Annotated in this window: 27 protein-coding genes; 13 read left to right on the forward strand and 14 right to left on the reverse strand. The window is 65.7% G+C overall.

Features of this window, described 5'->3' with window-relative positions; translation table 11 throughout:
- The first annotated feature begins 31 nt into the window (after positions 1–31).
- Entirely contained in the window at positions 32–586 is a 555-nt protein-coding gene (locus AC1D34_RS03010; protein ID WP_043234810.1) for an ActR/PrrA/RegA family redox response regulator transcription factor, read from the forward strand.
- A gap of 92 nt (positions 587–678) precedes the next feature.
- Here AC1D34_RS03010 and AC1D34_RS03015 read toward each other — a convergent pair whose 3' ends face one another.
- Positions 679–1,140: an MmcB family DNA repair protein gene (locus AC1D34_RS03015; RefSeq protein WP_441492060.1), complete on the reverse strand. Its 462-nt coding sequence runs from the start codon at positions 1,138–1,140 to the stop codon at positions 679–681.
- A gap of 83 nt (positions 1,141–1,223) precedes the next feature.
- Between AC1D34_RS03015 and AC1D34_RS03020 the strand changes: the two genes are divergently transcribed.
- Together AC1D34_RS03020 and AC1D34_RS03025 are read left to right on the forward strand one after the other, a co-directional pair.
- Complete coding sequence (locus AC1D34_RS03020) at positions 1,224–2,246, forward strand: MraY family glycosyltransferase (protein ID WP_441505075.1); 1,023 nt, start codon at positions 1,224–1,226, stop codon at positions 2,244–2,246.
- Complete coding sequence (locus AC1D34_RS03025) at positions 2,243–3,166, forward strand: NAD-dependent epimerase/dehydratase family protein (protein WP_476823449.1); 924 nt, start codon at positions 2,243–2,245, stop codon at positions 3,164–3,166. The genes AC1D34_RS03020 and AC1D34_RS03025 overlap by 4 nt, the downstream gene beginning before the upstream one ends.
- Here AC1D34_RS03025 and AC1D34_RS03030 read toward each other — a convergent pair.
- The 3 genes from AC1D34_RS03030 to AC1D34_RS03040 form a co-directional block, all read right to left on the reverse strand.
- On the reverse strand, positions 3,090–5,054 hold the full coding sequence (locus tag AC1D34_RS03030) for an SDR family NAD(P)-dependent oxidoreductase (RefSeq protein WP_476823450.1): 1,965 nt from the start codon (positions 5,052–5,054) through the stop codon (positions 3,090–3,092). The two genes, AC1D34_RS03025 and AC1D34_RS03030, sit on opposite strands and share 77 nt — an antisense overlap.
- A 75-nt stretch (positions 5,055–5,129) precedes the next feature.
- A complete protein-coding gene (locus tag AC1D34_RS03035; RefSeq protein ID WP_476823451.1) occupies positions 5,130–5,741 on the reverse strand; it encodes a TetR/AcrR family transcriptional regulator in 612 nt (203 codons plus the stop codon).
- A gap of 228 nt (positions 5,742–5,969) precedes the next feature.
- Positions 5,970–7,457 (reverse strand): cobyric acid synthase, encoded by a 1,488-nt coding sequence (locus AC1D34_RS03040; RefSeq protein ID WP_476823452.1) that lies wholly within the window; start codon positions 7,455–7,457, stop codon positions 5,970–5,972.
- Between the two features lie 282 nt (positions 7,458–7,739).
- On the opposite strand from AC1D34_RS03040, the gene AC1D34_RS03045 reads away from it, so the two are divergent.
- Entirely contained in the window at positions 7,740–8,891 is a 1,152-nt protein-coding gene (locus AC1D34_RS03045; protein WP_476823453.1) for an aminotransferase, read from the forward strand.
- A gap of 18 nt (positions 8,892–8,909) precedes the next feature.
- Here the strand turns inward: AC1D34_RS03045 and AC1D34_RS03050 are convergent, their stop codons facing one another.
- From AC1D34_RS03050 to hisB, 10 genes are all read right to left on the reverse strand, one after another.
- Positions 8,910–10,223, reverse strand: coding sequence for a hypothetical protein (locus AC1D34_RS03050; RefSeq protein WP_476823454.1), 1,314 nt, complete (start codon positions 10,221–10,223; stop codon positions 8,910–8,912).
- 66 nt (positions 10,224–10,289) lie between these two features.
- A complete protein-coding gene (locus tag AC1D34_RS03055) occupies positions 10,290–10,640 on the reverse strand; it encodes a RidA family protein (RefSeq protein ID WP_069878549.1) in 351 nt (116 codons plus the stop codon).
- A 127-nt stretch (positions 10,641–10,767) separates the two neighbouring features.
- The gene (locus AC1D34_RS03060) at positions 10,768–11,214 is read right to left on the reverse strand and encodes a YqaA family protein (protein ID WP_441492003.1); all 447 of its coding nucleotides are present in this window, start codon (positions 11,212–11,214) and stop codon (positions 10,768–10,770) included.
- 9 nt (positions 11,215–11,223) lie between these two features.
- Positions 11,224–12,198: a type I pantothenate kinase gene (gene coaA, locus AC1D34_RS03065; RefSeq protein ID WP_441492004.1), complete on the reverse strand. Its 975-nt coding sequence runs from the start codon at positions 12,196–12,198 to the stop codon at positions 11,224–11,226.
- Positions 12,199–12,308: 110 nt separating this feature from the next.
- Complete coding sequence (locus tag AC1D34_RS03070; protein WP_441492005.1) at positions 12,309–12,629, reverse strand: phosphoribosyl-ATP diphosphatase; 321 nt, start codon at positions 12,627–12,629, stop codon at positions 12,309–12,311.
- 3 nt (positions 12,630–12,632) lie between these two features.
- Entirely contained in the window at positions 12,633–13,397 is a 765-nt protein-coding gene (gene hisF, locus AC1D34_RS03075) for an imidazole glycerol phosphate synthase subunit HisF (protein WP_113515679.1), read from the reverse strand.
- Positions 13,394–14,149, reverse strand: coding sequence for a 1-(5-phosphoribosyl)-5-[(5-phosphoribosylamino)methylideneamino]imidazole-4-carboxamide isomerase (gene hisA / locus AC1D34_RS03080; protein ID WP_476823455.1), 756 nt, complete (start codon positions 14,147–14,149; stop codon positions 13,394–13,396). Before hisA ends, hisF begins: the two co-directional genes overlap by 4 nt.
- A complete protein-coding gene (gene hisH, locus AC1D34_RS03085; RefSeq protein ID WP_441492007.1) occupies positions 14,137–14,793 on the reverse strand; it encodes an imidazole glycerol phosphate synthase subunit HisH in 657 nt (218 codons plus the stop codon). The genes hisA and hisH overlap by 13 nt, the downstream gene beginning before the upstream one ends.
- Positions 14,790–15,278: a DUF2628 domain-containing protein gene (locus AC1D34_RS03090; RefSeq protein WP_476823456.1), complete on the reverse strand. Its 489-nt coding sequence runs from the start codon at positions 15,276–15,278 to the stop codon at positions 14,790–14,792. Before AC1D34_RS03090 ends, hisH begins: the two co-directional genes overlap by 4 nt.
- Before the next feature lie 11 nt (positions 15,279–15,289).
- A complete protein-coding gene (gene hisB, locus AC1D34_RS03095; RefSeq protein ID WP_113515683.1) occupies positions 15,290–15,877 on the reverse strand; it encodes an imidazoleglycerol-phosphate dehydratase HisB in 588 nt (195 codons plus the stop codon).
- A gap of 244 nt (positions 15,878–16,121) precedes the next feature.
- On the opposite strand from hisB, the gene hslV reads away from it, so the two are divergent.
- The 9 genes from hslV (at position 16,122) to AC1D34_RS03140 (ending at position 24,108) form a co-directional block, all read left to right on the forward strand.
- Positions 16,122–16,691, forward strand: a complete 570-nt coding sequence (hslV, locus tag AC1D34_RS03100) for an ATP-dependent protease subunit HslV (RefSeq protein ID WP_113515684.1) — start codon at positions 16,122–16,124, stop codon at positions 16,689–16,691.
- Positions 16,692–16,720: 29 nt separating this feature from the next.
- A complete protein-coding gene (gene hslU, locus AC1D34_RS03105) occupies positions 16,721–18,028 on the forward strand; it encodes an ATP-dependent protease ATPase subunit HslU (RefSeq protein ID WP_476823457.1) in 1,308 nt (435 codons plus the stop codon).
- On the forward strand, positions 18,028–19,617 hold the full coding sequence (murJ, locus tag AC1D34_RS03110) for a murein biosynthesis integral membrane protein MurJ (RefSeq protein WP_476823458.1): 1,590 nt from the start codon (positions 18,028–18,030) through the stop codon (positions 19,615–19,617). Before hslU ends, murJ begins: the two co-directional genes overlap by 1 nt.
- A 27-nt stretch (positions 19,618–19,644) precedes the next feature.
- Complete coding sequence (trpS, locus tag AC1D34_RS03115; protein WP_441492010.1) at positions 19,645–20,694, forward strand: tryptophan--tRNA ligase; 1,050 nt, start codon at positions 19,645–19,647, stop codon at positions 20,692–20,694.
- Positions 20,695–20,768: 74 nt separating this feature from the next.
- The gene (locus AC1D34_RS03120; protein ID WP_069878559.1) at positions 20,769–21,263 is read left to right on the forward strand and encodes a universal stress protein; all 495 of its coding nucleotides are present in this window, start codon (positions 20,769–20,771) and stop codon (positions 21,261–21,263) included.
- Positions 21,264–21,358: 95 nt separating this feature from the next.
- Positions 21,359–21,919, forward strand: a complete 561-nt coding sequence (locus AC1D34_RS03125; RefSeq protein ID WP_441492011.1) for a NifU family protein — start codon at positions 21,359–21,361, stop codon at positions 21,917–21,919.
- Between the two features lie 63 nt (positions 21,920–21,982).
- Positions 21,983–22,666 carry a tRNA (adenosine(37)-N6)-threonylcarbamoyltransferase complex dimerization subunit type 1 TsaB gene (tsaB, locus tag AC1D34_RS03130; RefSeq protein WP_441505086.1) on the forward strand — a complete coding sequence of 228 codons (684 nt, stop codon included), beginning with the start codon at positions 21,983–21,985 and terminating at the stop codon, positions 22,664–22,666.
- A 52-nt stretch (positions 22,667–22,718) separates the two neighbouring features.
- Entirely contained in the window at positions 22,719–23,216 is a 498-nt protein-coding gene (locus AC1D34_RS03135) for a GNAT family N-acetyltransferase (RefSeq protein WP_441505087.1), read from the forward strand.
- A gap of 85 nt (positions 23,217–23,301) precedes the next feature.
- A complete protein-coding gene (locus AC1D34_RS03140; RefSeq protein ID WP_476823459.1) occupies positions 23,302–24,108 on the forward strand; it encodes a lysophospholipid acyltransferase family protein in 807 nt (268 codons plus the stop codon).
- The last annotated feature ends 108 nt before the right edge of the window (positions 24,109–24,216 follow it).

Below are 24,216 nucleotides of genomic sequence, written 5' to 3' on the forward strand. Positions count from 1 at the left end.
GCCGGCCCGAACCGGTGGCAGGAGAGTTGAGATGCAACAGGCGCTGAACGACGCCGCCCAATCGGACATGACCCTGCTGCTCGTCGACGACGACAAGCCGTTCCTGACCCGACTCGCGCGGGCCATGGAAGGGCGGGGTTACTCCGTACGCATCGCCGAAAGTGTCTCGGCTGGTCTTGCTGCTGTCGAAGAAGAGGCCCCGGCCTTTGCTGTCATCGATCTGCGCCTTGCCGATGGCAACGGGCTCGATGTCATCGCCCGCCTGAAGGAGCGCCGCCCCGACGCGCGCGGCATCGTGCTGACCGGCTACGGCAACATCGCGACCGCCGTCAGTGCCGTGAAGCTCGGTGCCTTCGATTTCCTGGCAAAACCCGCTGACGCCGACGAAATCCATTCGGCCCTGGCAGCCGCGCGCGATTCGCGGCCGATGCCGCCGGAAAACCCGATGTCGGCCGATAGGGTCCGCTGGGAACATATCCAACGTGTCTACGAGCTGTGCAGCCGCAATGTCTCTGAGACGGCGCGGCGGCTCGGCATGCACCGGCGCACCCTGCAGCGCATCCTGGCAAAGCGCGCCCCGCGCTGAAGCATCGGCCCGAAAAGTGGATTGCGGTTTTCGGGAAAGCCTATGCAAGCGCTGAAGGTCAGATCATCGGGCCGGATATCCGGCCCACTGATCTAGAGCGGCGGGTCCTCGATCAATGCAAGGCGCTGGGCAGACAGCCTGGCGAAGGCGATCGTGAGCGCCTTGCGTCGTGCAGCCACGAGCGGATGGCGCGGCGCATCGCGCAGGAGTTCGCCGCCATAGCTATCGGCGATGATCAGCCCGACATCGTCGGGCAGGATTTCGCGCGGGAATTCCGGCGCGACCGCGAAGAGAAAACCATCGCAATAGTCGCGATAATCCGGCCATTTGCCATCGACGCGATAGTCCTCGATGCCCGACTTGACCTCGATGACCAGGAGTTCGCCGGTCGGAGACAAGGCGACGATATCGCCCCGACGGCCATTGGCGAAGGTCATTTCCTTGACGATGGCATAGCCGCGCTCACGCAGATGCCTGGCCGCGCCGCGGCAGACGGCACGGGTGATGTCTGGGCGGGCAGGCGGCGGGTTGAGCACGGAATCGGGAAGCAACATACCCACATGTTCACTCTTTGTGCGCCTCAACGCAAGCTGAAGACGCTTGCAGGCCCGCGCCGTCCGGCTATGGTCCCGGCGCTTTGAACTCCCATCTTGCTCTCCTGCTGATCATCATTCCGGCTGCCGCGGCATCGGCGGCGCTCTGCGTGCTTTTGCGGCCCCTGCTGGTCCGCTATGCGTTGGCGCGGCCGAATGCCCGCTCCAGCCATACGCAGCCGACGCCACAGGGCGGCGGCATCGCAGTTCTTGCCGGGGCCTTTCTCGCGCTGATCCTGGCTCTGCTGCTCCTTCCCCTTCCAACGGCGGCGCGCGCTGATCTGGTCTGGGTCATGGCGGCGGCAACGGCACTGGCGGTCGTCGGAGCCTGGGATGACATCCGCCCGCTTCCGGCCGCGACACGGCTCGTCCTGCAGGCGCTTTGCGTCGGGATCGTGCTGTTCTGCGCCGCTCCCGAACTCAGACTGTTCCCGGACCTCATGCCGCTCGGGCTCGAGCGCGGTCTCGCGCTCATCGCCGGGCTCTGGTTCGTCAATCTCGCCAATTTCATGGACGGCATCGACTGGATCACCGTGGCCGGCATCGCACCGCTCGCCGGTGCGCTTGCCCTGGCGGGCGCCAGCGGGGTGCTCGATCCCGCCAGTGGCCTGCTCGCCGCCGCCTTGTTCGGCGGGATCATCGGCTTCGCGCCGTTCAACAAGCCCGTGGCGCGGCTCTTTCTCGGCGATGTCGGCTCGCTGCCGCTCGGTCTGCTCAGCGCCTATCTGCTTTACCGCCTGGCGGGAACCGGCGCACTGACCGCCGCGCTGATCCTGCCGCTCTACCATGTCGCGGATTCGACGATCACTTTGTTCAGGCGGCTGGCGCGCGGCGAGAAAGTCTGGGAGGCGCATCGCAGCCATTTCTACCAGCAGGCCACCGTCAACGGCTTCAGCGTTCGAGAGGTCGTGATGCAGGTCGCGCTGCTCAACCTTGCCCTGATCGCGCTTGCCGGACTCAGCGTCGCCGTTCCCGCGCTTTGGCAACAGCTCATCTGTCTTGCCCTTGCAGCGATGCTGACCGGGCTGCTGCTGCGGCGCTTCGCCAGCAAGCGGATCCGGCCGTGAGCGAACGTGTTCTCGTTACAGGAGCGAGCGGCTTCATCGGCCCGCATGTCGTCGCCGGCATTCGTGCGAGGGGATATGGCGTCCGGGTAGCCCAGCGGCGCGAGAGCCCCGCGGATGAGGGCATCGAATGCGTGGTGATCGGCGATCTCTCCGAGCCGGTGGATTGGCGCCCGGCTGTCGCTGGCATCCGCCATGTCGTCCATCTCGCCGGCCTCGCCCATGCCGGGCCGGGTCTCGACGAATCGCTCTACCGGCGCATCAACACCGAGGCGACGGTCGCGCTGGCGGAAGCTGCTCTGCAAGCAGGCGCCGCGCGATTTGTCTATGTCTCCTCAATCAAGGCTCTCACGGGAGCCTTTGACGGCCATTTTCGCGAGAGCGACGTGCCGGCACCGGACGATGCCTATGGCCGCTCCAAGCTTGCAGCGGAGCAGGGACTCGCCGCGCTCGGTCTCGACTGGATCTCGCTAAGGCCGGTTCTGGTCTATGGGCCCGGCGTCAAAGCGAATATGGCGTCGCTCCTGAAGCTGGCGCKTTTGCCGATACCCTTGCCCCTCGGCGGTCTCGATGCCCCGCGCTCGCTGCTCGCCATCGAGAATCTCGTCGACGCGATCCTCTTCGCGCTGACATCCGCCTGTCCGGCACGGCGTAGCTATACGGTTGCCGACCCCGAGCCCGTCAGCGTGGCCGAGATGATCGCGGCGATGCGCTCCGGCCTCGGGCGCAAGCCCGGCCTCCTGCCCATTCCAGCGGCCCTCCTGAGGCAGGCGGCGCGGCTGGCCGGGAAGGAACAGGCCTTCGCCAAGCTCAGTGGCGGGCTCGTCGCGCGCCCCGAGGGGCTGATCAGGGCCGGTTGGCGGCCACCGGCAGCGACGCTTCCGGCACTGGCGCAGCTGGCCGCGGCTGCTGACGCAGCTTGAAATCCGGAATCGCCTCCTCCAGCACCGCTTCAGCCGCAAGGCGATCCTCAGCCTTGATGGCGGCTTCCAGGCGCGAGAACCAGCCCTGCATGCGGGCGCGCGCCGCGAAGCTCGGCTTCGCCGCCATGACGCCGTCGAGCCCGGTCTCGGCCATCGGCTCATCATGCGCGAAGAGAATCTCGTTCAGACGCTCGCCAGGGCGGACGCCGGTGATCGCGATTTCGATATCGACGCCCGGCTCGTAGCCAGCGAGCCGAATCATGCGCTCGGCCAGATCCATGATCCTGACCGGTTGGCCCATCTTGAGCACATAGACGGCCGCGCGCTCAGTCTCTGGGCCTGCGGCGCGGGCATGCGACGCGGCGGTCAGGACGAGATCGCATGCTTCGCGGATCGTCATGAAGTAGCGGATCATCTCCGGGCTGGTCACGGTCAGCGGACCGCCGCGCTTGATCTGCGCCTTGAACTTAGGAACCACCGAGCCGACCGAGCCCAGCACGTTGCCGAAGCGCACGGCAACGAGGCGCATGCCGGAGGCTGCTGCGACAAACTCGGCATCGCGCGACTGGGCATACATCTCGGCGAAACGCTTGGTCGCTCCCAGCATCGAGACGGGCTCGATCGCCTTGTCGGTCGAGATCATCACGAAGATCTTGGCATCAGCAGCGATCGCGGCATCGATGACATGCATCGAGCCGAAGACATTGGTCTTGATGCCCTCCGCCCAGTCGGCCTCGAGATAAGGCACATGTTTCAGCGCTGCGGCGTGGATCACGATGTCGGGGGCAAACGCCGTGAAGAGCGGCGTGATCCGGGCGCGGTCGCGCACATCGGCAAGCGCTCCCGAGATCCTTGTCTCCAGCCGATGAGCCGCGAGTTCCTCGGTGATCTGGAACAGCGCCGGCTCCGAGCTCTCGACCACCAGGAGCTCCGAAGCACCGAAGGCCGCGCAGCGCAGGCAGATCTCCGAGCCGATCGAGCCACCTCCGCCGGTGACGATGACGCGCTTGCCTTTCAGGAAGGACCCCAACCGATCGCGATCGATCTTGACCGAAGGGCGGACGAGCAGGTCCTCGATCTCCAGCGGTGCCAGCTCAGTCTCGGTCCCGCCTTCGCCGAAGGAATCGAGCCGCGAGATCGGCAAGGCGAGCCTGCGCGTCCGGGCGAGCCATTTGTCCGGCTCGGCTTCCGGTGCCAAGGCGCTCGAAGTGGCGACGATACGGCGGAACGGCTCACCGCGTTCGGCCGCGTCGCCAGCCACCGTCTCGATCTGAGACAGCAGACCAAGCACGGGAACGCCGCGGATCGACTGGCCGAGATCATCGGCGCGCGGTGACAGAATGCCAGCAGGCTTCAATTTGCGCATGGTCCCGGCTTCCATGGCGCGAATGACCATCTCGACCTCGACGCCGCGGCCGAGCAGCAGCGCGGGGAGCGCCGCGTCGCGCTCGGCATGCTGTTTGGAACGGGAATATTTGAGGTAGCGATAGGCGAGGCGCGGGCCGCCGAGCAGCGCGTTCTGCACAAGCCAATAGAGTGCGATGGTGATCTTGCCGAAATAGAAGGCGCCGTAGAGGCTTGGTGATAACAGGAGATAGTCAATCACCAGCAGCGACAGCGACAGGACGGTGACCGCCTTGACGATGTTCGACAGGTCCGGAAGCGAGGCGAAGCGCCATTTCGAGCGATAAAGCGAGAAGAACCAGTAGACCGCGCCAGCATAGGCGACGAAAAACGGCAGGAAGCTCGGCAGGTAGCGCAGATGCTCATCGAGCTGCCAGCCCTCGAACCGCACCACAAAAACGGAAACGATTGCCAGCGCCGTGACCAGAAGATCATGGACGATGACGGCGAGCTTCTTGGTATTCTGCTTGGTGAATAGGGCCATGGCCGGCGGGGTATCCCGCTCCCGTGCCGCCTTGTCAACGCGAAGCGGCAGGCAAAGAGCGCGCTGCGCGCGAAATCAGGCCTCCGCGTGCGAGACCTTGGCGCGCGAATAGCCGAGACCGGCGAGAATGAAATCGACCATCTCCTCGATGCTCGGCCCCGGCAGGCTCAGGCATTGCGAGATCAGCATCGGATGACAGAAGGGCGTCATCGCAAAGCGCACGCAGGCGGTGGCGACTTGCGAGTCCATCGGTCGGAATTCGCCCGAAGCGATGCCTTCCGCCACGACACCGCGCAGGATGCCGTCATAGCGCCCGATATGGGCCTGGACGACCTCCCAGCTCTCCTCCATCGCAGCGGCGACCATCTCGTGCACCTTGTGGTGGTCGAGATAACGCAGCGAGTTGATGCGGTTGTTGGTGATCAGGATATCCCGAAGCCGCTCGGCAGCGGAACGCTTTTCCCGCGCGATCGCCGTAACTGCCGCCTCCATCTCGCCCATATAGCGCTCGGCGACGGCCTCATTGATGGATTTCTTGGAGTCGAAGAACCGATAGACATTGGCGGGACTCATCCGCAGTGCCTTGGCGATGTCCGCCACCGTGGTCTTCTGGTAGCCGATGTCACGAAAGAAGCGCTCCGCCGTATCGACGATGCACTGCCTCGTATCCCGCTCAAGATGACTCAACTCGGTTTCTCGTTCAGTTGCTCGGCGATTTCGGGTGGGAATTGATCATTATGATGAATTTCGTCATTCGTCAACTCCATGACGAATAAAGACTTTAGCCAAATCTTCCTGACATCTCTGACCGGTAGACGGCAAAACTGACCAGTTTGTCAATCCGTCGCCGGGCGGGTAGACCGGGGTGCGGTGAAAGTGTCGCAGGCCAGGCCACGCCGAGGCGGCGCAACTCGATCAGTCGGATTGCACCCGCTCGTGAGCGAGGGTCCAGATCGCATCGATGTCGAGATGCCGAGCCAGATGTCCGGCCAGACGGTCGAGCGCCAATTCGACCTCATCCTCGTAATTCAGCGTCGAAGACAGCGTTCGGCCCGCGATGCCCGCAAGAATGGCGGCACGGACGGCATCTGAGGCAAAGGCGCCATGCAGGTAGGTGCCGATCACGCGCCCATCGGTCGAGGCTGCTCCCTCCCGCCGCTCACCAACCCGGAAGGGCGCGCGTTGCGTGTCGGCCCCCTCGGTGCGGCCAAGATGAATCTCGTAGGCCCGACCTGACGATGCGCTGGGCGCATGGGTGAAAGCGACCTCACGCACGGTCTTGCCAGGCTCCAGCACAGTATCGACCTCGAGCAGGCCGAGGCCTGGAGCCTCACCTGCCGGTCCCTCCAGACCATGAGGATCCCGCACGGTACGCCCGAGCATCTGGTAGCCACCGCAGAGGCCGATGACATGACCTCCGCGTCGGCGGTGGGCAGCGAGATCGATATCCCAGCCCTCGGCGCGCAAAGCCGCGAGATCGCGGAGCGTCGTCTTTGAGCCGGGCAGGATGACGAGATCGGCGTCGCCCGGCAGCGGCGCGCCGCGGGTCACCATGACCAGTTCGACGGCGGCCTCCAGTTTCAGCGGGTCGAGATCGTCAAAATTGGCGATTCCCGGCAGCACCGGTACCGCGACCTTGAGCACGGCGCCGGCCTTGCGCGCGCCGGAGGTCAGATCGAGCCCGTCCTCGGCCGGCAGGCGGGACGCTTCGGCGAACCAGGGCACAATGCCGAGGCAAGGCCAGCCAGTCGCCTGCGAAATCGTGGTGATACCGTCCTTGAAGAGTGCTGCGTCGCCACGAAAGCGGTTGATGGCAAAGGCCCGAATCATCTCGCGATCGGCGGTTTCGAGCACGGCATGGGTGCCGACGAGACTGGCGATCACGCCACCGCGATCAATGTCGCCGATCAGCAGCGCCGGAACGCCGGCCGCGCGGGCAAAGCCGAGATTGGCGATATCTCGCGCGCGCAGATTGGTCTCGGCCGGCGAACCGGCTCCCTCGACGAGAACGAGATCGGCCCCGGCGCTGAGGCGCTCAAAACTCTCCAGTACTTTCGGGAGGAAATCGCCGCGCCGCGCAAAATCGCCGGACGCGAGGTGGCCTGCGACGCGGYCCTGCAGCACGATCTGGCTGCCTGTGTCGCTCTCCGGCTTGAGCAGCACCGGGTTCATGTCGACATGCGGCGGCACGCGGGCAGCGCGGGCCTGAAGAGCCTGGGCGCGACCGATCTCGCCTGAAGCGGTCGCTGCGGCATTGTTCGACATGTTCTGTGGCTTGAACGGCCGCACCCTGAGGCCGCGATCGGCAAAGAGCCGACATAATCCAGCGACGAGCAGCGACTTTCCGACATTCGAGCCGGTGCCGAGAATCATCAGGGCGGGGGTGGGTTTGGGCGCGGCCATGGCGCTTGCTTAGGCGGCGCTCAGGGCGCGGGCAAGCAGGCGGCGATGGAGAGGGAGGGTCACCGGTTCACGCCAATATCCCGCAGCTCCAAAGGGGCGAAGAAACCGCGGGCGCCCGTCGTGAACCGGCGAAACGGAGATAAGCATTGACCGCTGATGAATGTCAACATTCATCATTCCATATTCCGTCAGGAGCATGAGGGCTTGCTTGAGCCGGTGCACAGGGCAGCGGGACATGGTAGAGGCCCAAGCTCTCTCGCACCCAAACTCGACAAGATTGCGATGAACCCGATCTTCTCCGCCCTTCAGACCAGCGTCTTCGAAGTGATGTCGCGGCTCGCGCGCGAGACCGGCGCCGTGAATCTCGGCCAGGGCTTTCCCGACGACCCGGGGCCCGAGGATGTGCGGCGAAAGGCCGCCGAGGCGGTGATGAACGGCTGGAACCAGTACCCGCCGATGATGGGCCTGCCGGAACTGCGTCAGGCCTGCGCCACGCATTACAAGCACTGGCAGGGCCTTGATCTCGATCCGGACAGCGAGGTGATGATCACCTCGGGGGCAACCGAGGCGATCGCCGGCGCCCTGATGGCGTTGATCACGCCCGGTGACGAGGTCGTGCTGTTCGAGCCGATGTACGACGCCTATGTGCCGCTGGTGCGCCGGGCCGGCGGCATCCCGAAATTCGTGACCCTAACCCCGCCGGCTTTCGGCCTGAGCGAAGAGGCGCTGGCCAAGGCCTTTTCACCAAAGACCCGGGTCGTGCTGTTCAACAACCCGCTGAATCCGACCGCGACGATCTTCAGTGCTGCCGATCTCGATCTGCTCGCCGATTTCTGCATCCGGCATGACGCCGTCGCGATCTGCGACGAGGTCTGGGAGCATGTCGTCTTCGACGGCCGCAGGCATGTACCGCTGATGGTGCGGCCGGGCATGCGCGAGCGCACGGTGAAGATATCGTCGGCCGGGAAGATCTTCTCGCTGACCGGGTGGAAGGTCGGGATGGTGATGGCGGCGCCCAATCTGATGCGCGTGCTCGCCAAGGCGCATCAATACATCACGTTTACCACCCCGCCGAACCTGCAGGTTGCAGTCGCCTATGGGCTCGGCAAGGATGATTCCTATTTCGACGGGATGCGGGCCGCTTTCCAGCGCTCGCGCGATCGTTTCGCCAGCGGGTTGCAGGGTCTCGGTTTCAGCGTGCTGCCAAGCGTCGGCACCTACTTCCTCAATGTCGACATCGCGCCGCTCGGCGAGACCGATGACACCGCATTCTGTCAGAGGCTTGTCACGGAGAACGGTGTCGCCGCGATCCCGGTCAGCGCCTTCTATGCGGAGGGCGCCGTCAAGACGGTGGTGCGCTTCTGCTTTGCCAAGCATGACGCGACGCTCGATGCGGCACTTGAGCGGCTCGCGGACTGGAGGAAAGCGGCCTGAGCCGCGGAAGCCCCGCTCTCAGCTCTTGCGGAGTGTCTCGACCAGCCTGCCGGCCTTGATCAACGGCGCCTCGAGGCGCTTGGCATTCGCGGCGTGTCCACTGGCCCGCAAGGCTTCGATCGCGGACATGATCTGAGCGAGGGCCTGCTCGGCCAGGCCCCGATCACGGCGGCGTTCGGCGAGATGCAGGGAAGCCTGTCCGTGACTGGCCGTAGTTGCCGCCCAAAGGGAGGGGACGGTCTCGCGCCGGCGCTCCTCAAGCGCGGCAGCGAACAAGGCGATGGCCTCTTCGAGCACGACGGGCTCGCTATAGCGCTCGCCCATGGCCGCTAGCACCCCACCCATCTGATGCTGCAACTCGGCCCAGCGCAGAGGCTCCCGCGCCCTGTCGACGGTCTTGGCAACCCTGTTGAAGCCGTTGAAAGCCCGCTCGAGCAGGGCGAGGTCCTTCCGGCGCGAACCGAGATCGGCGCGCGCGCGAGAAATCAAGTGCTCGGCCTCGAGCCAACGCGCCTCATCGCGACTTCGATCCCAGCGAGCAAGGACATCGGCGAACGCTGCAACCGCTTCCTCCAGCAGATCATCGTCCGCGCTGGCCTCACCCAGCATCGAGGCAAGTCGGCCAAAGCGGACCTTCAATCCATGCCAGAGGGCCGGCGCTTCATCCCGGCGGAGGTCTTCTAATGCCGCCCGGCAACAGCCGAGCGCCTCGACGCGTAGTTTGCCATCGCCGGACATCTCCGCGAGGCTCTCGAGCACGGCAGCGAAAGCGTCCTGGGCCCCGGCAAAGGCGACCGTATCCTCGAGGCTGTCGAAGCCCTCGAGCAAACGGCGCAGCAAGCCAGTGGCCGCGTCATAGCCGTCTCGCCCACCGAAATCCTCGCTGATCCGCGCCAGCGCTTTCGCCTGGGCGAGAGCCAGATCCCGACTGCGATCGAGATCGGCCAGACCGATTAGCGCAGACGCTTCGCCATAGCGGGCAGCGGCCTCGCGATAGGCCTCCGACGTCATGCGCAGAAAGCTGATCGCCGCCCGGTCGGTGCGGTTCCCGCCGGCCGTGAGCCGCTGGGCGACCGTCAGCGCCGAAAGATCGGTCGAGCCGCCGATCACTTGGAGCTCGGCCTGAGCCAGCGCCTTGTCCGCATCGGCGAAGCGGCCGGCGGCAAGCGCTGCCGCCGCCTCGCTTCGCAGATGCCGGGTGGCCTCGTCGCCAAGTGGATCGCCGAGTCGACCTGCTACTGCGAGGAAATCCTGCGCCTTGCGGTCAAGCAGCGCTTCCCCAGGAAGCGGCAGCGCCACTGCCGGCAGGCCGTAGCGCACGGTGACGCGCACTAGGAGCGGCGCGATCTCCTCCGACCCGCTGATGGCATCCTCCCGTTCCAGATCAGCACTGGCGTCTCACTTCGCGGCGATGACCGCGATCTCGACCGTGAACTGCGGCGCGGCAAGCTTGGCTTCGACGGTGGCGCGACCGGGAGTCTGGCCGGCGACGACCCACTTGTCCCAGACGCCGTTCATCTCTGCGAAGGTCGACATGTCGGAGAGCCAGATATTGACCATCAGCAGCTTGGTCTTGTCGGTGCCGGCTTCGGCCAGCAGGCCGTCAATGATGCCGAGGATGTCGGCGGTCTGCTCGGCAACGCTCTTGCCGGCAGCCTTATCGGCGACCTGACCGGCGAGATAGACGGTGTTGCCATGCACGACGGCCTTGGACATGCGGGGGCCGATACCGATGCGCTGGATGCTCATGATCAGATCTCCTGAAGTAAGGGGCTTGCTGGTAGCCCGAGACATCCGCACACGCAAATCTCAAAATCCAAAAAGGTGAGGCAGCGCTCGCACATAAAACCGATACGCGTCTTGCCTGAGCCCAAGGCTATGACGCTGCGACCCAGCCGGCCCAGAGCGCAGCGTAGCGTGCAGCCTTGCCGATGAAGACGAGCAGCGTGAAGCGGCCGAGTGGGTAATTCAAAGTGCCGGCGACGACCGTCAGCGGGTCGCCGACAATCGGCAGCCAGGCAAGAAGCAAGGACGGCCAGCCAAAACGACCGAACCAGGCCTGGGCGCTGCCGAGTTTCGCAGGGTCCGGGCGCAGCCTGGCCGGCAATCTCCCCAGCCCGCCTCGCGTGATCAATCGACCGATCCACCAGTTGAGGACCGAACCCGCGGTGTTCGCGAGGCTCGCGACCAGGAACAGCGTCAGCGGTTCGGCACTCCCTGCCGCGAGCAGGCCGACAAAGACGGCTTCCGACTGCGCCGGAAGGATCGAGGCCGCAACGAAGGCGGCGCCCGCCATCACCGCGAGCGCGGACAAAGCCTCCATGCCGGTTTCTCAGAGGCGGCGCAGCGCGACCTGCTGGATGCGATGGCTCGCGCCCTTGGTCAGGATCAGGCTGGCGCGCTGGCGCGTCGGCAGGATGTTCTCCTGCAGGTTCGGCATGTTGATCCCGGTCCATAGATTCTCGGCGATCGACAGGGCCTCCTCCTCACCGATCTCGGCATATTTGCGGAAGAAGGAGCGAGGATCGCGGAAGGCGGTCTGGCGCAACGTCATGAAGCGGTTGACGTACCAGCGGTGCAGGTCGTCCTCATGCGCGTCGAGATAGACCGAGAAATCGAAATAGTCGGAGACGAAGGGGATGACCTTGCCGTCCTTCGGCATCCGGCTCGGCTGCAGAACGTTGAGGCCTTCGAGGATCAGGATATCCGGCCGCTCGACAGTGACCTGCTCACCGGGAACGACATCGTAGACAAGATGCGAATAGACCGGCGCCAAGACCGCAGGCCTGCCGGCTTTGACATCGGAGAGGAAACGCAGGATCGCGGAACTGTCATAGCTTTCCGGAAAACCCTTGCGCTGCATCAACCCGCGCCGCTCGAGTTCGGCATTGGGCAGCAGGAAGCCGTCCGTGGTGACGAGTTCGACCTTGGGCGTGTTCGGCCAGCGCGAGAGCAGCGCCTTCAATACCCGTGCCGTGGTCGACTTGCCGACTGCGACCGAGCCGGCGACGCCGATGATATAGGGAACCTTGACCTCGGCTTCTGCCAGCAGAAAACGCTGCGTCGCCTTGAACAGGCCTTGCGTGGCCGCAACGTAGAGCGACAGCAGCCGCGACAGCGGCAGGTAGATCGCGACGATCTCGTCCAGCGAGATCGGATCATTGATCGATTGCAGCTTGGTCAGGTCGTCGACCGAAAGCGTCAGCGGCGTATCGGCGCGCAGATGCGCCCACTCGTCCCGCGTGAAGGTCCGATAGGGTGAAACCAGATCGGGATCGGCCGCGGCCGGGATCAGACGTTGGTCCATGCTGCCGCGATCCGCATTCCAGACTTCGAGATTCAAGGCTCGGATATCCTCGACTGGACTCTGAGCATGCCGCCTTTTCGAAAGCCGGATCCGGCCTTCGGCAACATGGCTCAGGGTTTCCTCGCCGCCTTCTCAGCCAGACCGGACCGGGCGGTACGGGCCTCAAGCTGGCTCAACACATCTTGCAATGCAACATCGCGCGACGAAAGCACGACCAACAGATGATAGAGCAAATCGGCACTTTCGGCGATCAAAGCCTGCTTGTCGCCTTGCACAGCTGCAATCACGGTTTCGACAGCCTCTTCGCCGAGCTTCTTGGCGGCGCGCTCCGGCCCGCCAGCCAGGAGCTTGGCGGTCCAGGACTCTTCGGGGGAGGCCCTTCCCCGCTCGGCGACGATCTTTTCGAGATCGGACAGTGTAAAGCCGCTCATCGCTCAATCCAGCCGCATCGCCAGCCCTGCCGCCGCCATATGGGCTTTGGCCTGGGGGATGGTGAAAGTCCCGAAGTGGAAGATCGAGGCCGCCAGCACGGCACTGGCATGGCCCTCCCGCACGCCGTCGACGAGATGGTCGAGCGTGCCGACACCGCCGGACGCGATGACGGGCACGGAAACCGCATCGGCAATCCGGCTGGTCAGGTCAAGATCGAAGCCTGCCCCGGTGCCGTCGCGGTCCATCGAGGTCAGCAGCAGCTCGCCGGCGCCGAGCGAGACCACCTCGCGGGCATAGGCGACGGCATCGAGCCCGGTCGCATTGCGGCCGCCATGGGTGAAGATCTCCCAGCGCTCCGGCGCCACCTTCTTGGCGTCGATCGCGACGACGATGCACTGATCGCCGAACTTTTCCGCCGCTTCCTTGACGAAGGCACGCCGCTGCACGGCCGCCGTCATGATCGCGACCTTGTCGGCCCCGGCCAAGAGCAGCTTGCGGATATCGTCGACCGTTCGGACGCCGCCGCCCACGGTGAGCGGCATGAAGCAGGCCTCTGCGGTGCGCGTCACCACATCGAACAGGATGCCGCGATCCTCATGGCTCGCCGTGATGTCGAGGAAGCAGAGTTCGTCCGCGCCGGCTGCGTCATAGGCCTTGGCGGCCTCGACCGGATCACCGGCATCGACGAGATCGACGAATTTCACGCCCTTGACGACACGGCCGTCCTTGACGTCGAGGCAGGGAATGATGCGGGTCTTCAGGCTCATGCCGCCTTCCCCTTGTCCGCCTGAGCGATCCGCGCCAGCGCTGCGGCCGGATCGATGCGCCCATCATAGAGCGCGCGGCCCGTGATCGCGCCTTCCAGGATGGCGGCGTCGGGGGCACAGAGGCGCTCAATATCGGCCATCGAGGCGAGCCCGCCCGACGCGATCACCGGAATGGTCAGCGCCCCGGCGAGCGCGATCGTGCCGTCCCAGTTGATGCCCTGGAGCATGCCGTCGCGCGCGATGTCGGTGTAGATGATCGCCGCGACACCCGCGTCCTCGAAGCGGCGGCCAAGATCAACCGCGGCAAGCGAAGAGGTTTCGGCCCAGCCTTCGACCGCGACGAAGCCGTCGCGCGCATCGATGCCGACGGCGACCTGGCCCGGAAAGGCCTTCGCCGCTTCGCGCACGAAAGCCGGATCCCGCACCGCGGCCGTGCCGATGATGACGCGGCGCACGCCCTTGGTGAGCCAGCCCTCGACGGTCGCGATGTCGCGAATGCCGCCGCCGAGCTGCACCGGAAACGCGACCCGGCCGAGGATGGCCTCGACAGCTGCAGCATTCATCGGCTTACCGGCAAAGGCGCCGTCGAGATCGACGACATGGAGCCATTCGAAACCCTGCGCCTCGAATTCCGCGGCTTGCGCAGCCGGATCGTCATTGAAGACGGTCGCCTGGGCCATGTCGCCTTGCTTCAGGCGAACGCAGCGACCGTCCTTGAGATCGATGGCGGGGAACAGAATCACGGTGTCCATCCCAAGAAATTGGCAATCAGCTTCAGTCCGAGCTTCTGGCTTTTCTCGGGGTGGAACTGCGTGCCGGCGATGTTGCCGCGCACCACCATGGCGGTGACGGGCCCGCCATACTCGGTCAGCGCCAGCACATCCTCGGCCCGCTCCGGCGTCAGCGCGTAGGAATGCACGAAATAGGCATGCAGGCCGCCCGGGCCGGTCTCGATGCCGGCGAGCAACGGATGCTCATCCTGCGCATGCAGATTGTTCCAGCCCATATGCGGGATCTTGAGGCTCTCGTCGGTCGGCCTGATCAGGGCGACATCGCCCGGAATCCAGCCGAGGCCGTCCGTCACCGTGTATTCGAGCCCACGGCTTGCGAGGAGCTGCATGCCGACGCAGATGCCGAGAAAGGGGCGCTGCTTGCCGCGGACGACGTCCTCCAGAACCTCGACCATACCGGAGACGGCATCGAGCCCGCGGCGACAATCGGCGAAGGCGCCGACGCCCGGCAGGACGATGCGATCGGCCGCACGCACGACCGCCGGATCACTGGTGACGCGAATAGTGGAGGCAATGCCGGACTCGGCCGCCGCACGCTCAAAGGCCTTGGCGGCCGAATGCAGATTGCCGGATCCGTAATCGATGATGGCGACGGACTGGGTCATCGGCCTTGCGCCTCAGGAAAGAGTCCGATCACCGGGACTGCGCTTGAAGACTGGAAACGCGCAGGAACCGGCGCGGCTTCGCGCGGAGCCGGCGCGGGCCGGCTTTCGAGAGCCCGCTCGAAATAGCGTCGTTCGGCGCTCGCGAGATCGKGGGCCTCGATCACATCGGCAAGCCGCCAGCCTTTCCGCAGCAGCTTGCGCGCGATCAGGTTCCGGCCTTCGAGCCCGAGGAAGAGCCCGATGACGAATTGCGCCAGCAGCGCCGCACCGCTGGCGAGCCCGAGATCGCTCTGCGCGTAATACACGGCAGCCCAGACCAGCGCGAAGACGAGCGTCGCCAGCCAGAGCCGCTTCGCCAGCAGCCAGAAGCCCGTGAAGAGGAAGGCTGCCCAGGAGAATGTCTCGGGCAGGAGCCGCGCCTGCTCGATATCGTCGCGCTCGCTGCCGGAACCGGGCGGCGGAATCAGGACCGTATAGAACGCCATGTCATGGCCCCTTATAGCGCGCCCTTGGTGGACGGCACGCGGCCGCCTTCGCGCGGATCGACCTCGAGCGCGTGACGCAACGCCCGCGCCAACCCCTTGAAGCAGCTCTCGGCGATATGATGGGCATTGTCGCCGTAGAGTGTCTCGACATGCAGGGTCAGGCCCGCATTGATCGCGAAGGCCTGGAAGAACTCGCGCACCAACTCGGTATCGAACGTGCCGATCTTCTCGGCCTTGAAGCTCGTGCGGAACACCAGAAAGGGCCGGCCGGAGACGTCGACGGCGACGCGGGTCAGCGTCTCGTCCATCGGCAGATGCACGTCGGCGTAGCGGCGGATGCCCTTCTTGTCGCCGAGCGCCTGCTTTACCGCCTCGCCGAGCGCGATGCCCGCATCCTCGACCGAGTGGTGATCATCGATATGGGTATCGCCTTTCACCGTGACCGCAAGATCGATCAGCGAATGGCGGGCAAAGAGATCGAGCATATGGTCGAAGAAGCCGACGCCTGTCGCGATCTCGGCCTTGCCCGTGCCGTCGAGCGAGAGCTTGACCGAGATATCGGTTTCATTGGTGCGGCGCTTCACTTCGCCCGAACGCATTTGAAAAGCCCTTGTGACCTTGCTGGCCGGTGCTTTAGCGCGCTTTCCGCTCGACTGAAATCAGCCGAGCGACAAGAATTCGCGCCAAAGTGGCTGCTGAAGCATGTTCTCGTGGCAAAAGTGCATCCCACTTTTGCGGGACATGCTCTAGCAGCGCGTTGACGCTCACGCCACCCGGCCGATTGTGCAGCGCCTGAAAAGCCCTACATCTGGCGGACGGCCGGAAACACTGGAAGACGCTCTGATGGATAACGACAACAAGGCCCCCGTGATGCACGCCACCACCATCCTGATGGTGCGCAAGGGCGGGCGCGTGGTGATCGGCGGCGACGGGCAGGTCTCGCTCGGCCCGACCATCATGAAGGGTAACGCCAAGAAGGTGCGCCGCCTCGCCAAGGGTGCGGTGATCGCCGGCTTCGCGGGCGCAACAGCCGATGCCTTCACCCTGTTCGAACGGCTGGAGACCAAGCTCGAGCAATACCCGACGCAATTGCTGCGCGCCTGCGTCGAGCTCGCCAAAGATTGGCGCACCGACCGCTATCTGCGCCGGCTGGAAGCGATGCTGCTGGTCGCCGACAAGGAGGTCAGCCTGCTGATCTCCGGCACGGGCGACGTGCTGGAGCCGGAAGCGGGCGAACATGGCTCGGTGATGGCCATCGGCTCCGGCGGCAACTTCGCCCTGGCAGCGGCGCGCGCGCTGGTCGATGTCGAGCCCGACGCCGAGACGATCGTGCGCAAAGCGATGAAGATCGCCGGCGACATCTGCGTCTACACCAACCACAGCCTCGTCATCGAGAGCCTCGACATCGCCTGATGTCCGCTGACGCCCAATCGGAAGTATCCATGACCTCTTTTTCCCCCCGTGAGATCGTCTCCGAGCTCGACCGCTTCATCGTCGGCCAGAAGGATGCCAAGCGTGCCGTCGCCATCGCGCTGCGCAACCGCTGGCGCCGTCAGCAGCTCGAAGGGCCGCTGCGCGAAGAGGTCGCTCCCAAGAACATCCTGATGATCGGGCCGACCGGCTGCGGCAAGACCGAGATCGCGCGCCGGCTGGCGCGCCTCGCCAATGCGCCCTTCCTCAAGGTCGAGGCGACCAAGTTCACCGAGGTCGGCTATGTCGGTCGCGACGTCGAATCGATCATTCGCGATCTCCTCGAGATCGGCATCAGCCTCGTCCGCGAGGCCCGGCGCAAGGATGTCCAGGCCAAGGCACATCTTGCAGCCGAGGAGCGCGTGCTCGACGCGCTGGTGGGGTCGACGGCCAGCCCGGCGACGCGCGATTCCTTCCGTCGCAAGCTGCGCGCAAACGAACTCGACGAAAAGGAGATCGAGGTCGAGATCGCCTCTGGCGCGAGCTCGACCCCGATGTTCGAATTGCCCGGCATGCCCGGTGCCTCGATCGGCGCGATCTCGCTCGGCGACATGTTCGGCAAGGCTTTCGGCCAGAAGGGCAAGCCGCGGCGCATCCTCGTCAAGGATGCCTATGGCCCGCTGATCGCCGAGGAGAGCGACAAGCTGATCGACCAGGACGCGATCGTCCAGGATGCCATCCGCGAGGTCGAGAATAACGGCATCGTCTTCCTCGACGAGATCGACAAGATCTGCGCGCGCGAGGGCCGAGGCGGCGCAGACGTCTCGCGTGAGGGCGTACAGCGTGACCTGCTGCCGCTGATCGAGGGCACCACGGTTGCCACCAAGCACGGGCCGGTGAAGAGCGACCACGTCCTGTTCATCGCGTCGGGGGCCTTCCATGTGTCGCGCCCGTCCGACCTGCTGCCCGAGTTGCAGGGACGCCTGCCGATCCGCGTCGAATTGCAGCCGCTCGATGTCGAGGATTTCAAGCGCATCCTGACCGAGACCGAGGCGAGCCTGATCAAGCAGACGGTCGCACTGATGGCGACCGAGGAGGTCACGGTCGACTTCACCCCGGACGCGATCGACGCCATTGCCCGCATCGCCGTCGCGGTAAACTCCACCGTCGAGAATATTGGCGCGCGGCGGCTCCAGACCGTGATCGAACGGATTCTCGACGAGATTTCATTCACGGCCACAGACCGCTCGGGCGAGACCGTCACGATCGACGCGCCCTATGTCGAAGCGCGGATCGGCGACCTCGCCAAAAATGCGGATCTGAGCCGGTTCATCCTGTGATGCAGCCACCGGCGGAGCCGAGTCCTACCGGGTCGCGCCTTGCGCGCGATTCGGCGGTGGTCGGCGCTGCCACGGTGCTGTCGCGCCTGCTCGGCTTCGCCAGAGATGTGCTGATCGCGCGCCTGCTCGGTGCCGGCCCGGTCGCGGATGCCTTCCTGGCAGCCCTGCGCCTGCCCAATCTGGTCCGGCGCGTGCTCGGCGAAGGCGGACTGAATGCGCCCTTCGTACCGCTCTATCTCGACATCAAGGCTTCGCGCGGCGAAGCGGCGGCTCGTGGCTTCGCCGGAGAAGCCACGGCGCATCTCGGTCTGCTGCTGCTGATGCTGATCGCATTCGGCGAAATGTTCACGCCCTGGCTGGTGCTGGGGCTGGCCGGCGGCTTTGCGAACGAGCCCGAAACGCTTGCGCTGGCCAGCCATTTTACCCGGTTGATGCTGCCTTTCCTGCTGCTGACGACGCTCGCCGCGTTGCTGGCTGCGCTGCTCAACGCCGAGCGCCGGTTCACGACGGCGGCTCTCGCGCCGGCATTGATGAACGCCATCCTGCTCGGCGTGCTGCTGGTCCAGCTCTCGCGGGGCGCAGAGGCCATGGTGAGCGCCAGTCTGCTCGCCATCTTCGTCAGCCTGACCGGGTTCGCCCATCTCGGCCTGATCCTGCTCCGATTGCACAGGATCGGGCTGCCGCGCCTCAGTCTGCGCTGGTCGCCTGACATGAGCCGCCTCATGCGCACCGGCGGCGCGACCCTGCTCGCGGCATCGAGCGCACAACTCGTCCTGCTGGTTGCGATGCAGATCGCCTCGACAGAAGGCGGAGCGGTCGCGGCGCTCTATTACGCCGACCGCATCTTCCAGCTGCCGCTCGGCTTCGTCGGCGTCGCGATGGGCACCGTCGTGCTTTCCGAAATGGCGAGCCATGAGAGTGCGCGGGACGATGCCATGCTCGGTCGTGCGCTGGCGCTCGGATTGGCGCTTGCCGTGCCGGCGGCCGTCGCGTTGGCCGCGCTGGCCGAGCCGATCGTATCGGTGCTGTTCGAGCATGGCCGTTTCGGCCCTGAAGATCGGGTGCGCACAGCAGGAGCCCTGGCAGCTTTCGCGCTCGGTCTTCCCTTCGCGGTGATGGCAAAGGTCTTCGGTCAGGTCTATTTCGTCCGGCGCATGCCACGTATCCCGCTGCTTGCTGGACTAGCCGCCGTCCTGGTGGCCGTTTTCTCCGGCTATGGCGCTGCGCCCGGCAAGGATGCCGCGACCGTCGCCGCCCTCGCAGCAAGCCTCGCCTTTGTTGCCCAGGCCGTTCTGCTGTCGCTCCATCTGCGGCGCCAGGGCCTGTGGCGGCCGAGCCTTGCAAGCCTGCGGCCGATCATCGCCATACTGGGCGCCAGCGCCATCATGCTGGGCGCGCTCCTCCTGCTTCTGCCGGCGCTGACGACCTCGCTCGCCCCGGGCGAGCCCCTGCTGTTGCGGATTGCGTCCCTGGCCGCGCTCTGTCTCGGCGGCCTCGCGGCCTATGGCCTTGCTGGCGCCCTCTTCGGCGCTTTCGGCCTCCCGCACTTGCGCCTTGCCCGCGCTTCCGCCAGAACGCCGCGTTCCTGATACCCGCTCGCGACAATGGAGCGCCTGATGGCCGAATTTCCCCAACGCGTCTTTTCCGGCATGCAGCCGACCTCGACGCTTCACCTCGGCAATTATCTCGGCGCGCTCACGAACTGGGTCGCGATGCAGGAGAGCTATGACTGCGTGTATTGCGTGGTCGACATGCACGCTATCACCGTCTGGCAGGACCCTGCCGAGCTGACGCGTGCCATCCGCGAGGTCACAGCGGCCTATCTCGCCGCCGGCGTCGACCCGAAGAAGAGCATCATCTTCAACCAGAGCCAGGTCGCGCAGCACGCCGAACTTGCCTGGGTGTTCAACTGCGTTGCCCGCCTCGGCTGGCTCAATCGCATGACCCAGTTCAAGGAAAAGGCCGGCAAGGACCGCGAGAACGCCTCGGTCGGACTCTACGCCTATCCGAATCTGATGGCGGCCGACATCCTGCTCTACAAGGCGACGCATGTGCCGGTCGGCGAGGACCAGAAGCAGCATCTCGAACTGGCGCGCGATATCGCGCAGAAGTTCAACAATGACTTCGCCGAGCAGATCGCCGCTCGCGGCCTCGGCACCGGCGAGCTCGGCTTCTTCCCGCTGCCCGAGCCGATGATCCAGGGCCCGGCGCCGCGTGTGATGAGCCTGCGCGACGGCACCAAGAAGATGTCCAAGTCGGACGCATCCGACTATTCCCGAATCAATCTGACCGATGACGCCGAAACCATCGCGCAGAAGGTCCGTAAGGCGAAGACCGATCCCGAGGCCTTGCCATCCGAGGAGAAGGGCCTTGAGGGCCGGCCCGAGGCCGAAAATCTCGTYGGCATCTATGCCGGCCTGAGCGGCGAAAGCAGGGCAAAGGTGCTCGGACAGTTTGGCGGCGGACAGTTCTCGGCCTTCAAGGCGGCGCTTGTCGATCTCGCCGTGACGAAGCTGGCGCCGATCGCCGGCGAGATGCGCCACCTGCTCGCTGACCCCTCCCATATCGATGGTATTCTCGGGCAAGGCGCCGAGCGCGCAGCAGAGATTGCCGCCCCGATCATGCGCGACGTCAAGGACGTGGTCGGCTTCGTCCGCGGCCGGTGACGCAGGTGGGCTTGCGCTGACGTTGCGGCGCAGGCCACCATGGGCTCTCCCGAAGCGGCGGCAGGTTTGAATCGATGGTGACGCGACGGCGGTCCTATGAAACGGGCCATCGCCCGAAATTCCTCGCGGTGGTCGACGATAGCGAAGAATGCGCCAAGGCCGTGCGCTTCGCCGCGCGGCGGTGCGCGCGTATCGGCGCCTCGATCGTGCTGCTCGGCGTCATCACGCCGCCCGAGCACGAGACCTGGCTGGGTGTCGGTGAGGTGATGCAGGCCGAGGCGGAAGCGGAAGCCGAACGGTTGCTGGACGATGCGGCCGCGACCGTGCGTGCGCTCGCCGGGCTCGAGCCCGAGAAGGTTGTCCGCACCGGCGTGAAGTCGGACGAACTCGTCAAACTGATCGAGGCCGACGAGGACATCTCGCTGCTGGTGCTCGCCGCCGGCACCGGGCGCGACGGTCCAGGCCCGCTGGTCAGCGCACTCGCCGGCAAATCGGCCGGCACCTTCCCGATCCCGGTCGCAATCGTGCCCGGCCATCTCGAGGACGAGGAGATCGACGCGCTGGCCTGATCCGCAAGGCCGGGTTGGCGCTGGAATGATTCCAGCAACGCGCCTATATCGGGCTCAGGAACGGCGGCCTTGACCCGCCGGCACCGGAGGCCACCATGTTCATCCAGACTGAAGCCACGCCGAACCCGGCGACATTGAAATTCCTGCCCGGACGCACCGTCATGCCGGACGGCACCCTGGAGCTGCGCGACGCCGAGCAGGCCGACCGTTCGCCGCTGGCCTTGCGTCTCTTCGCCGTCACCGGCGTCTCCGGCGTCTTCCTCGGTTCCGACTTCATCACGGTCACCAAGTCGGGCGGCGAATGGCCGCATCTCAAGCCCGCGATCCTCGGCGCCATCATGGAGCACTTCATGTCGGGTGCGCCGGTCCTCTCGGACGGCTCGAAGGCCGATGTCACGGACGAAGGCGAATTCTTCGCGCCGGAGGACGCCGCCACCGTCGAGACGATCAAGGATCTGCTGGAGACACGCATCCGCCCTGCGGTCGCCGGCGATGGCGGAGACATCACCTTCCGCGGGTTCAAGGACGGCGTCGTCTATCTCGCGATGAAGGGATCCTGCTCGGGCTGCCCGTCCTCGACTGCGACGCTGAAGCACGGCATCCAGAATCTGCTGCGCCACTTCCTTCCGGATGTGCGCGAAGTCGAGGCCGTCTGATATTATTCGCCTGGGCATGATCTTGTCCGAACGCCGTTCTGCATTCCTCAGGATCGTGACCTGATGCGCATTCTCGCCATCGACACCGCGCTTGGCGCCTGTTCCGCCTGTGTCCTCGACATGGGTGAAACCACGCCCCTCGCACGCGAACAGGTTGCGATGGATCGCGGACATGCCGAGGCGTTGATGCCGCTGATCGAGCGGGTGATGAACACCGTCGACGGCGGGTTCGCCTCGCTAGACCGCGTCGCCGTGACCATCGGGCCGGGCAGTTACACCGGCCTGCGCGTCGGAATCAGCGCCGCACGCGCCATCGCGCTGGCTGCGGGAATCCCCGCCGTCGGCGTGACCACGCTGGCGGCAACCGCCGCGCCCCTCATTGGCAGGGAGTCGGGCCGCGTCGTCGCCGCCGCGCTGGACGCCAAGCATGGCCAGGTCTGGTTCCAGGCGCTGAGCTCGCAGGGCAAGCAACTCGTTTCGATTCGGCAGGTCAATTATCGGGATGCTGCGCGCGCGATCGGTGCCGGTCCGGTCAGCCTCGTCGGCTCCTCGGCGCTCGCCGTTGCGAATGAGGCCTGGGCGATCGGGCTCGATGCGCTGGTCATCGACGATGCCAAGGCTCCGGATGTGACCTGGGTCGCACGACTGGGCCTTCTCGCCGATCCTGCCGCCGCGCCGCCGCGCCCGCTCTACCTCAAGGAGCCGGAGACGACACCGCAGGATCGCGCCCGCTTGCCGCGGCGCTGACGGCGTCCATTTCGACGTTTTGCCGGCTCCCGGGAACATGCGATCAAGCGGCATGGATTGGCTGCGTAAACTTCTGCACCCTCACGCTGCGCCGGCGCGGACAGCGCGCCTCGACGTGCGGCATGCACGCCATGTCGCGGCACTTCATCATCTCGGCGGCTTCGCCCGCGGCTGGGAGCCCGGAGAATGCGCGGGGCTTCTGGTGGACAGCGCCGTCGTCGCCGACGGCGTGTTCGCCGGCAACGAGCCTAACCCCGCCGGCTTCGTGATGTCTCGACGGGCCGTGGACGAGGCCGAGATCCTGAGCATCGTCGTCTCGCCCCGCCAGCGCGGCAGCGGACTTGGTCGCGCATTGCTCTCGGCCCATCTCAGCCAACTCGCTGGCCTGGGCGTCGCCCATGTCTATCTCGAGGTGGAAGACGGCAACGCCGCTGCCGACCGGCTCTACCGGCATTTCGGCTTTCGCGAGGTCGGGCGGCGCAAGGGCTACTATCCCAAGGCCGACGGCACGCGCGCCACCGCCGTCACCATGCGGCTCGATCTCGCGTGACAGCGGCAGCCACGTCGTCCATGAAGCGCACCGGATTTCTGTCCTTCACACTTTCGCGATCCGCGCGACGGGAGCCACGCCCCGCATGAATGGTCTACGCCCCGGCGCGATCCTGCGGCTCGTCCTGCTCGGTCTCGGCACTGTCGCGCTTGTTCCGGTGCAGCTCGTCGCATTGCGCCTTGGGCCACGGCATGGCTGGACCGTGCCGCTGTGGTTTCATCGGCTGGCCTGCACCTGCCTCGGCGTCCGGCGTCATGTCCGCGGCACCCCGCCGCCGAAGGGCGCAGGCGGACTGATCGTCGCTAACCATGTCTCCTGGCTCGACATTCCGGTGATCGGCGCCACGCAGCCGCTTTCCTTTGTTGCCAAGGCCGAGGTTGCGACCTGGCCGGTGATCGGGTTCCTGGCCGCAGTGCAGCGCACGCTGTTCATCGACCGAACGCGCAAGACCGCAACCGCCGGCATCACCGCAGAGATGGGCAAGCGAATTTCCGACRGGCAGGCGGTGGTGCTCTTTGCCGAAGGCACCACGGGCGACGGCACGAGAACGTTGCCGCTGCGGTCTTCCCTGCTCGGCGCCGTTCACGAAGCGCTCGGCCGCAATGACAATAACGGCGACATCACGGTCTATCCGCTCTCGATCACCTATACCGGCTTTCACGGGATGGCGGGCGGACGCGTCGAGCGTTCGTCGCTGGCGTGGTATGGCGATACGGAGCTCGCACCCCATCTTAAAGCCATGCTCAATTCCGGTGCGATCGACGTTGAGCTCGCATGGGGCGAGCCGATCCGCATGGGCCACGAGACCTCCCGGAAGGTCGCGACCCGGCGGGCGGAGCAGGCGATCCGCCGCGCTCGTCGCGAGGCGGTGACCGGACGGCCGGTCTCGTGAAGGTCATTGCGCGTATTGGCGCGGATGTTGCTTTGTGAAGGGCGCATAGCGCGAGGTCATTTTCACGGCGCGCGATCCAGAGTAAGGAGACGGTTTGGAGACCCGATC

This window comes from Allobosea sp. P1_A7, assembly GCF_056406775.1.

Excerpts from the sequence above, each read along its gene's own strand:
- AC1D34_RS03010 (WP_043234810.1), top strand. The coding sequence starts at position 32 with ATGCAACAGGCGCTGAACGACGCCGCCCAATCGGACATGACCCTGCTG.
- AC1D34_RS03015 (WP_441492060.1), bottom strand. The coding sequence starts at position 1,140 with ATGTTGCTTCCCGATTCCGTGCTCAACCCGCCGCCTGCCCGCCCAGAC.
- AC1D34_RS03030 (WP_476823450.1), bottom strand. The coding sequence starts at position 5,054 with ATGGCCCTATTCACCAAGCAGAATACCAAGAAGCTCGCCGTCATCGTC.
- AC1D34_RS03045 (WP_476823453.1), top strand. The coding sequence starts at position 7,740 with ATGAACCCGATCTTCTCCGCCCTTCAGACCAGCGTCTTCGAAGTGATG.
- AC1D34_RS03055 (WP_069878549.1), bottom strand. The coding sequence starts at position 10,640 with ATGAGCATCCAGCGCATCGGTATCGGCCCCCGCATGTCCAAGGCCGTC.
- AC1D34_RS03060 (WP_441492003.1), bottom strand. The coding sequence starts at position 11,214 with ATGGAGGCTTTGTCCGCGCTCGCGGTGATGGCGGGCGCCGCCTTCGTT.
- coaA (WP_441492004.1), bottom strand. The coding sequence starts at position 12,198 with ATGGACCAACGTCTGATCCCGGCCGCGGCCGATCCCGATCTGGTTTCA.
- AC1D34_RS03070 (WP_441492005.1), bottom strand. The coding sequence starts at position 12,629 with ATGAGCGGCTTTACACTGTCCGATCTCGAAAAGATCGTCGCCGAGCGG.
- hisF (WP_113515679.1), bottom strand. The coding sequence starts at position 13,397 with ATGAGCCTGAAGACCCGCATCATTCCCTGCCTCGACGTCAAGGACGGC.
- hisA (WP_476823455.1), bottom strand. The coding sequence starts at position 14,149 with ATGGACACCGTGATTCTGTTCCCCGCCATCGATCTCAAGGACGGTCGC.
- hisH (WP_441492007.1), bottom strand. The coding sequence starts at position 14,793 with ATGACCCAGTCCGTCGCCATCATCGATTACGGATCCGGCAATCTGCAT.
- hisB (WP_113515683.1), bottom strand. The coding sequence starts at position 15,877 with ATGCGTTCGGGCGAAGTGAAGCGCCGCACCAATGAAACCGATATCTCG.
- hslV (WP_113515684.1), top strand. The coding sequence starts at position 16,122 with ATGGATAACGACAACAAGGCCCCCGTGATGCACGCCACCACCATCCTG.
- hslU (WP_476823457.1), top strand. The coding sequence starts at position 16,721 with ATGACCTCTTTTTCCCCCCGTGAGATCGTCTCCGAGCTCGACCGCTTC.
- murJ (WP_476823458.1), top strand. The coding sequence starts at position 18,028 with ATGCAGCCACCGGCGGAGCCGAGTCCTACCGGGTCGCGCCTTGCGCGC.
- AC1D34_RS03120 (WP_069878559.1), top strand. The coding sequence starts at position 20,769 with ATGGTGACGCGACGGCGGTCCTATGAAACGGGCCATCGCCCGAAATTC.
- AC1D34_RS03125 (WP_441492011.1), top strand. The coding sequence starts at position 21,359 with ATGTTCATCCAGACTGAAGCCACGCCGAACCCGGCGACATTGAAATTC.
- tsaB (WP_441505086.1), top strand. The coding sequence starts at position 21,983 with ATGCGCATTCTCGCCATCGACACCGCGCTTGGCGCCTGTTCCGCCTGT.
- AC1D34_RS03135 (WP_441505087.1), top strand. The coding sequence starts at position 22,719 with ATGGATTGGCTGCGTAAACTTCTGCACCCTCACGCTGCGCCGGCGCGG.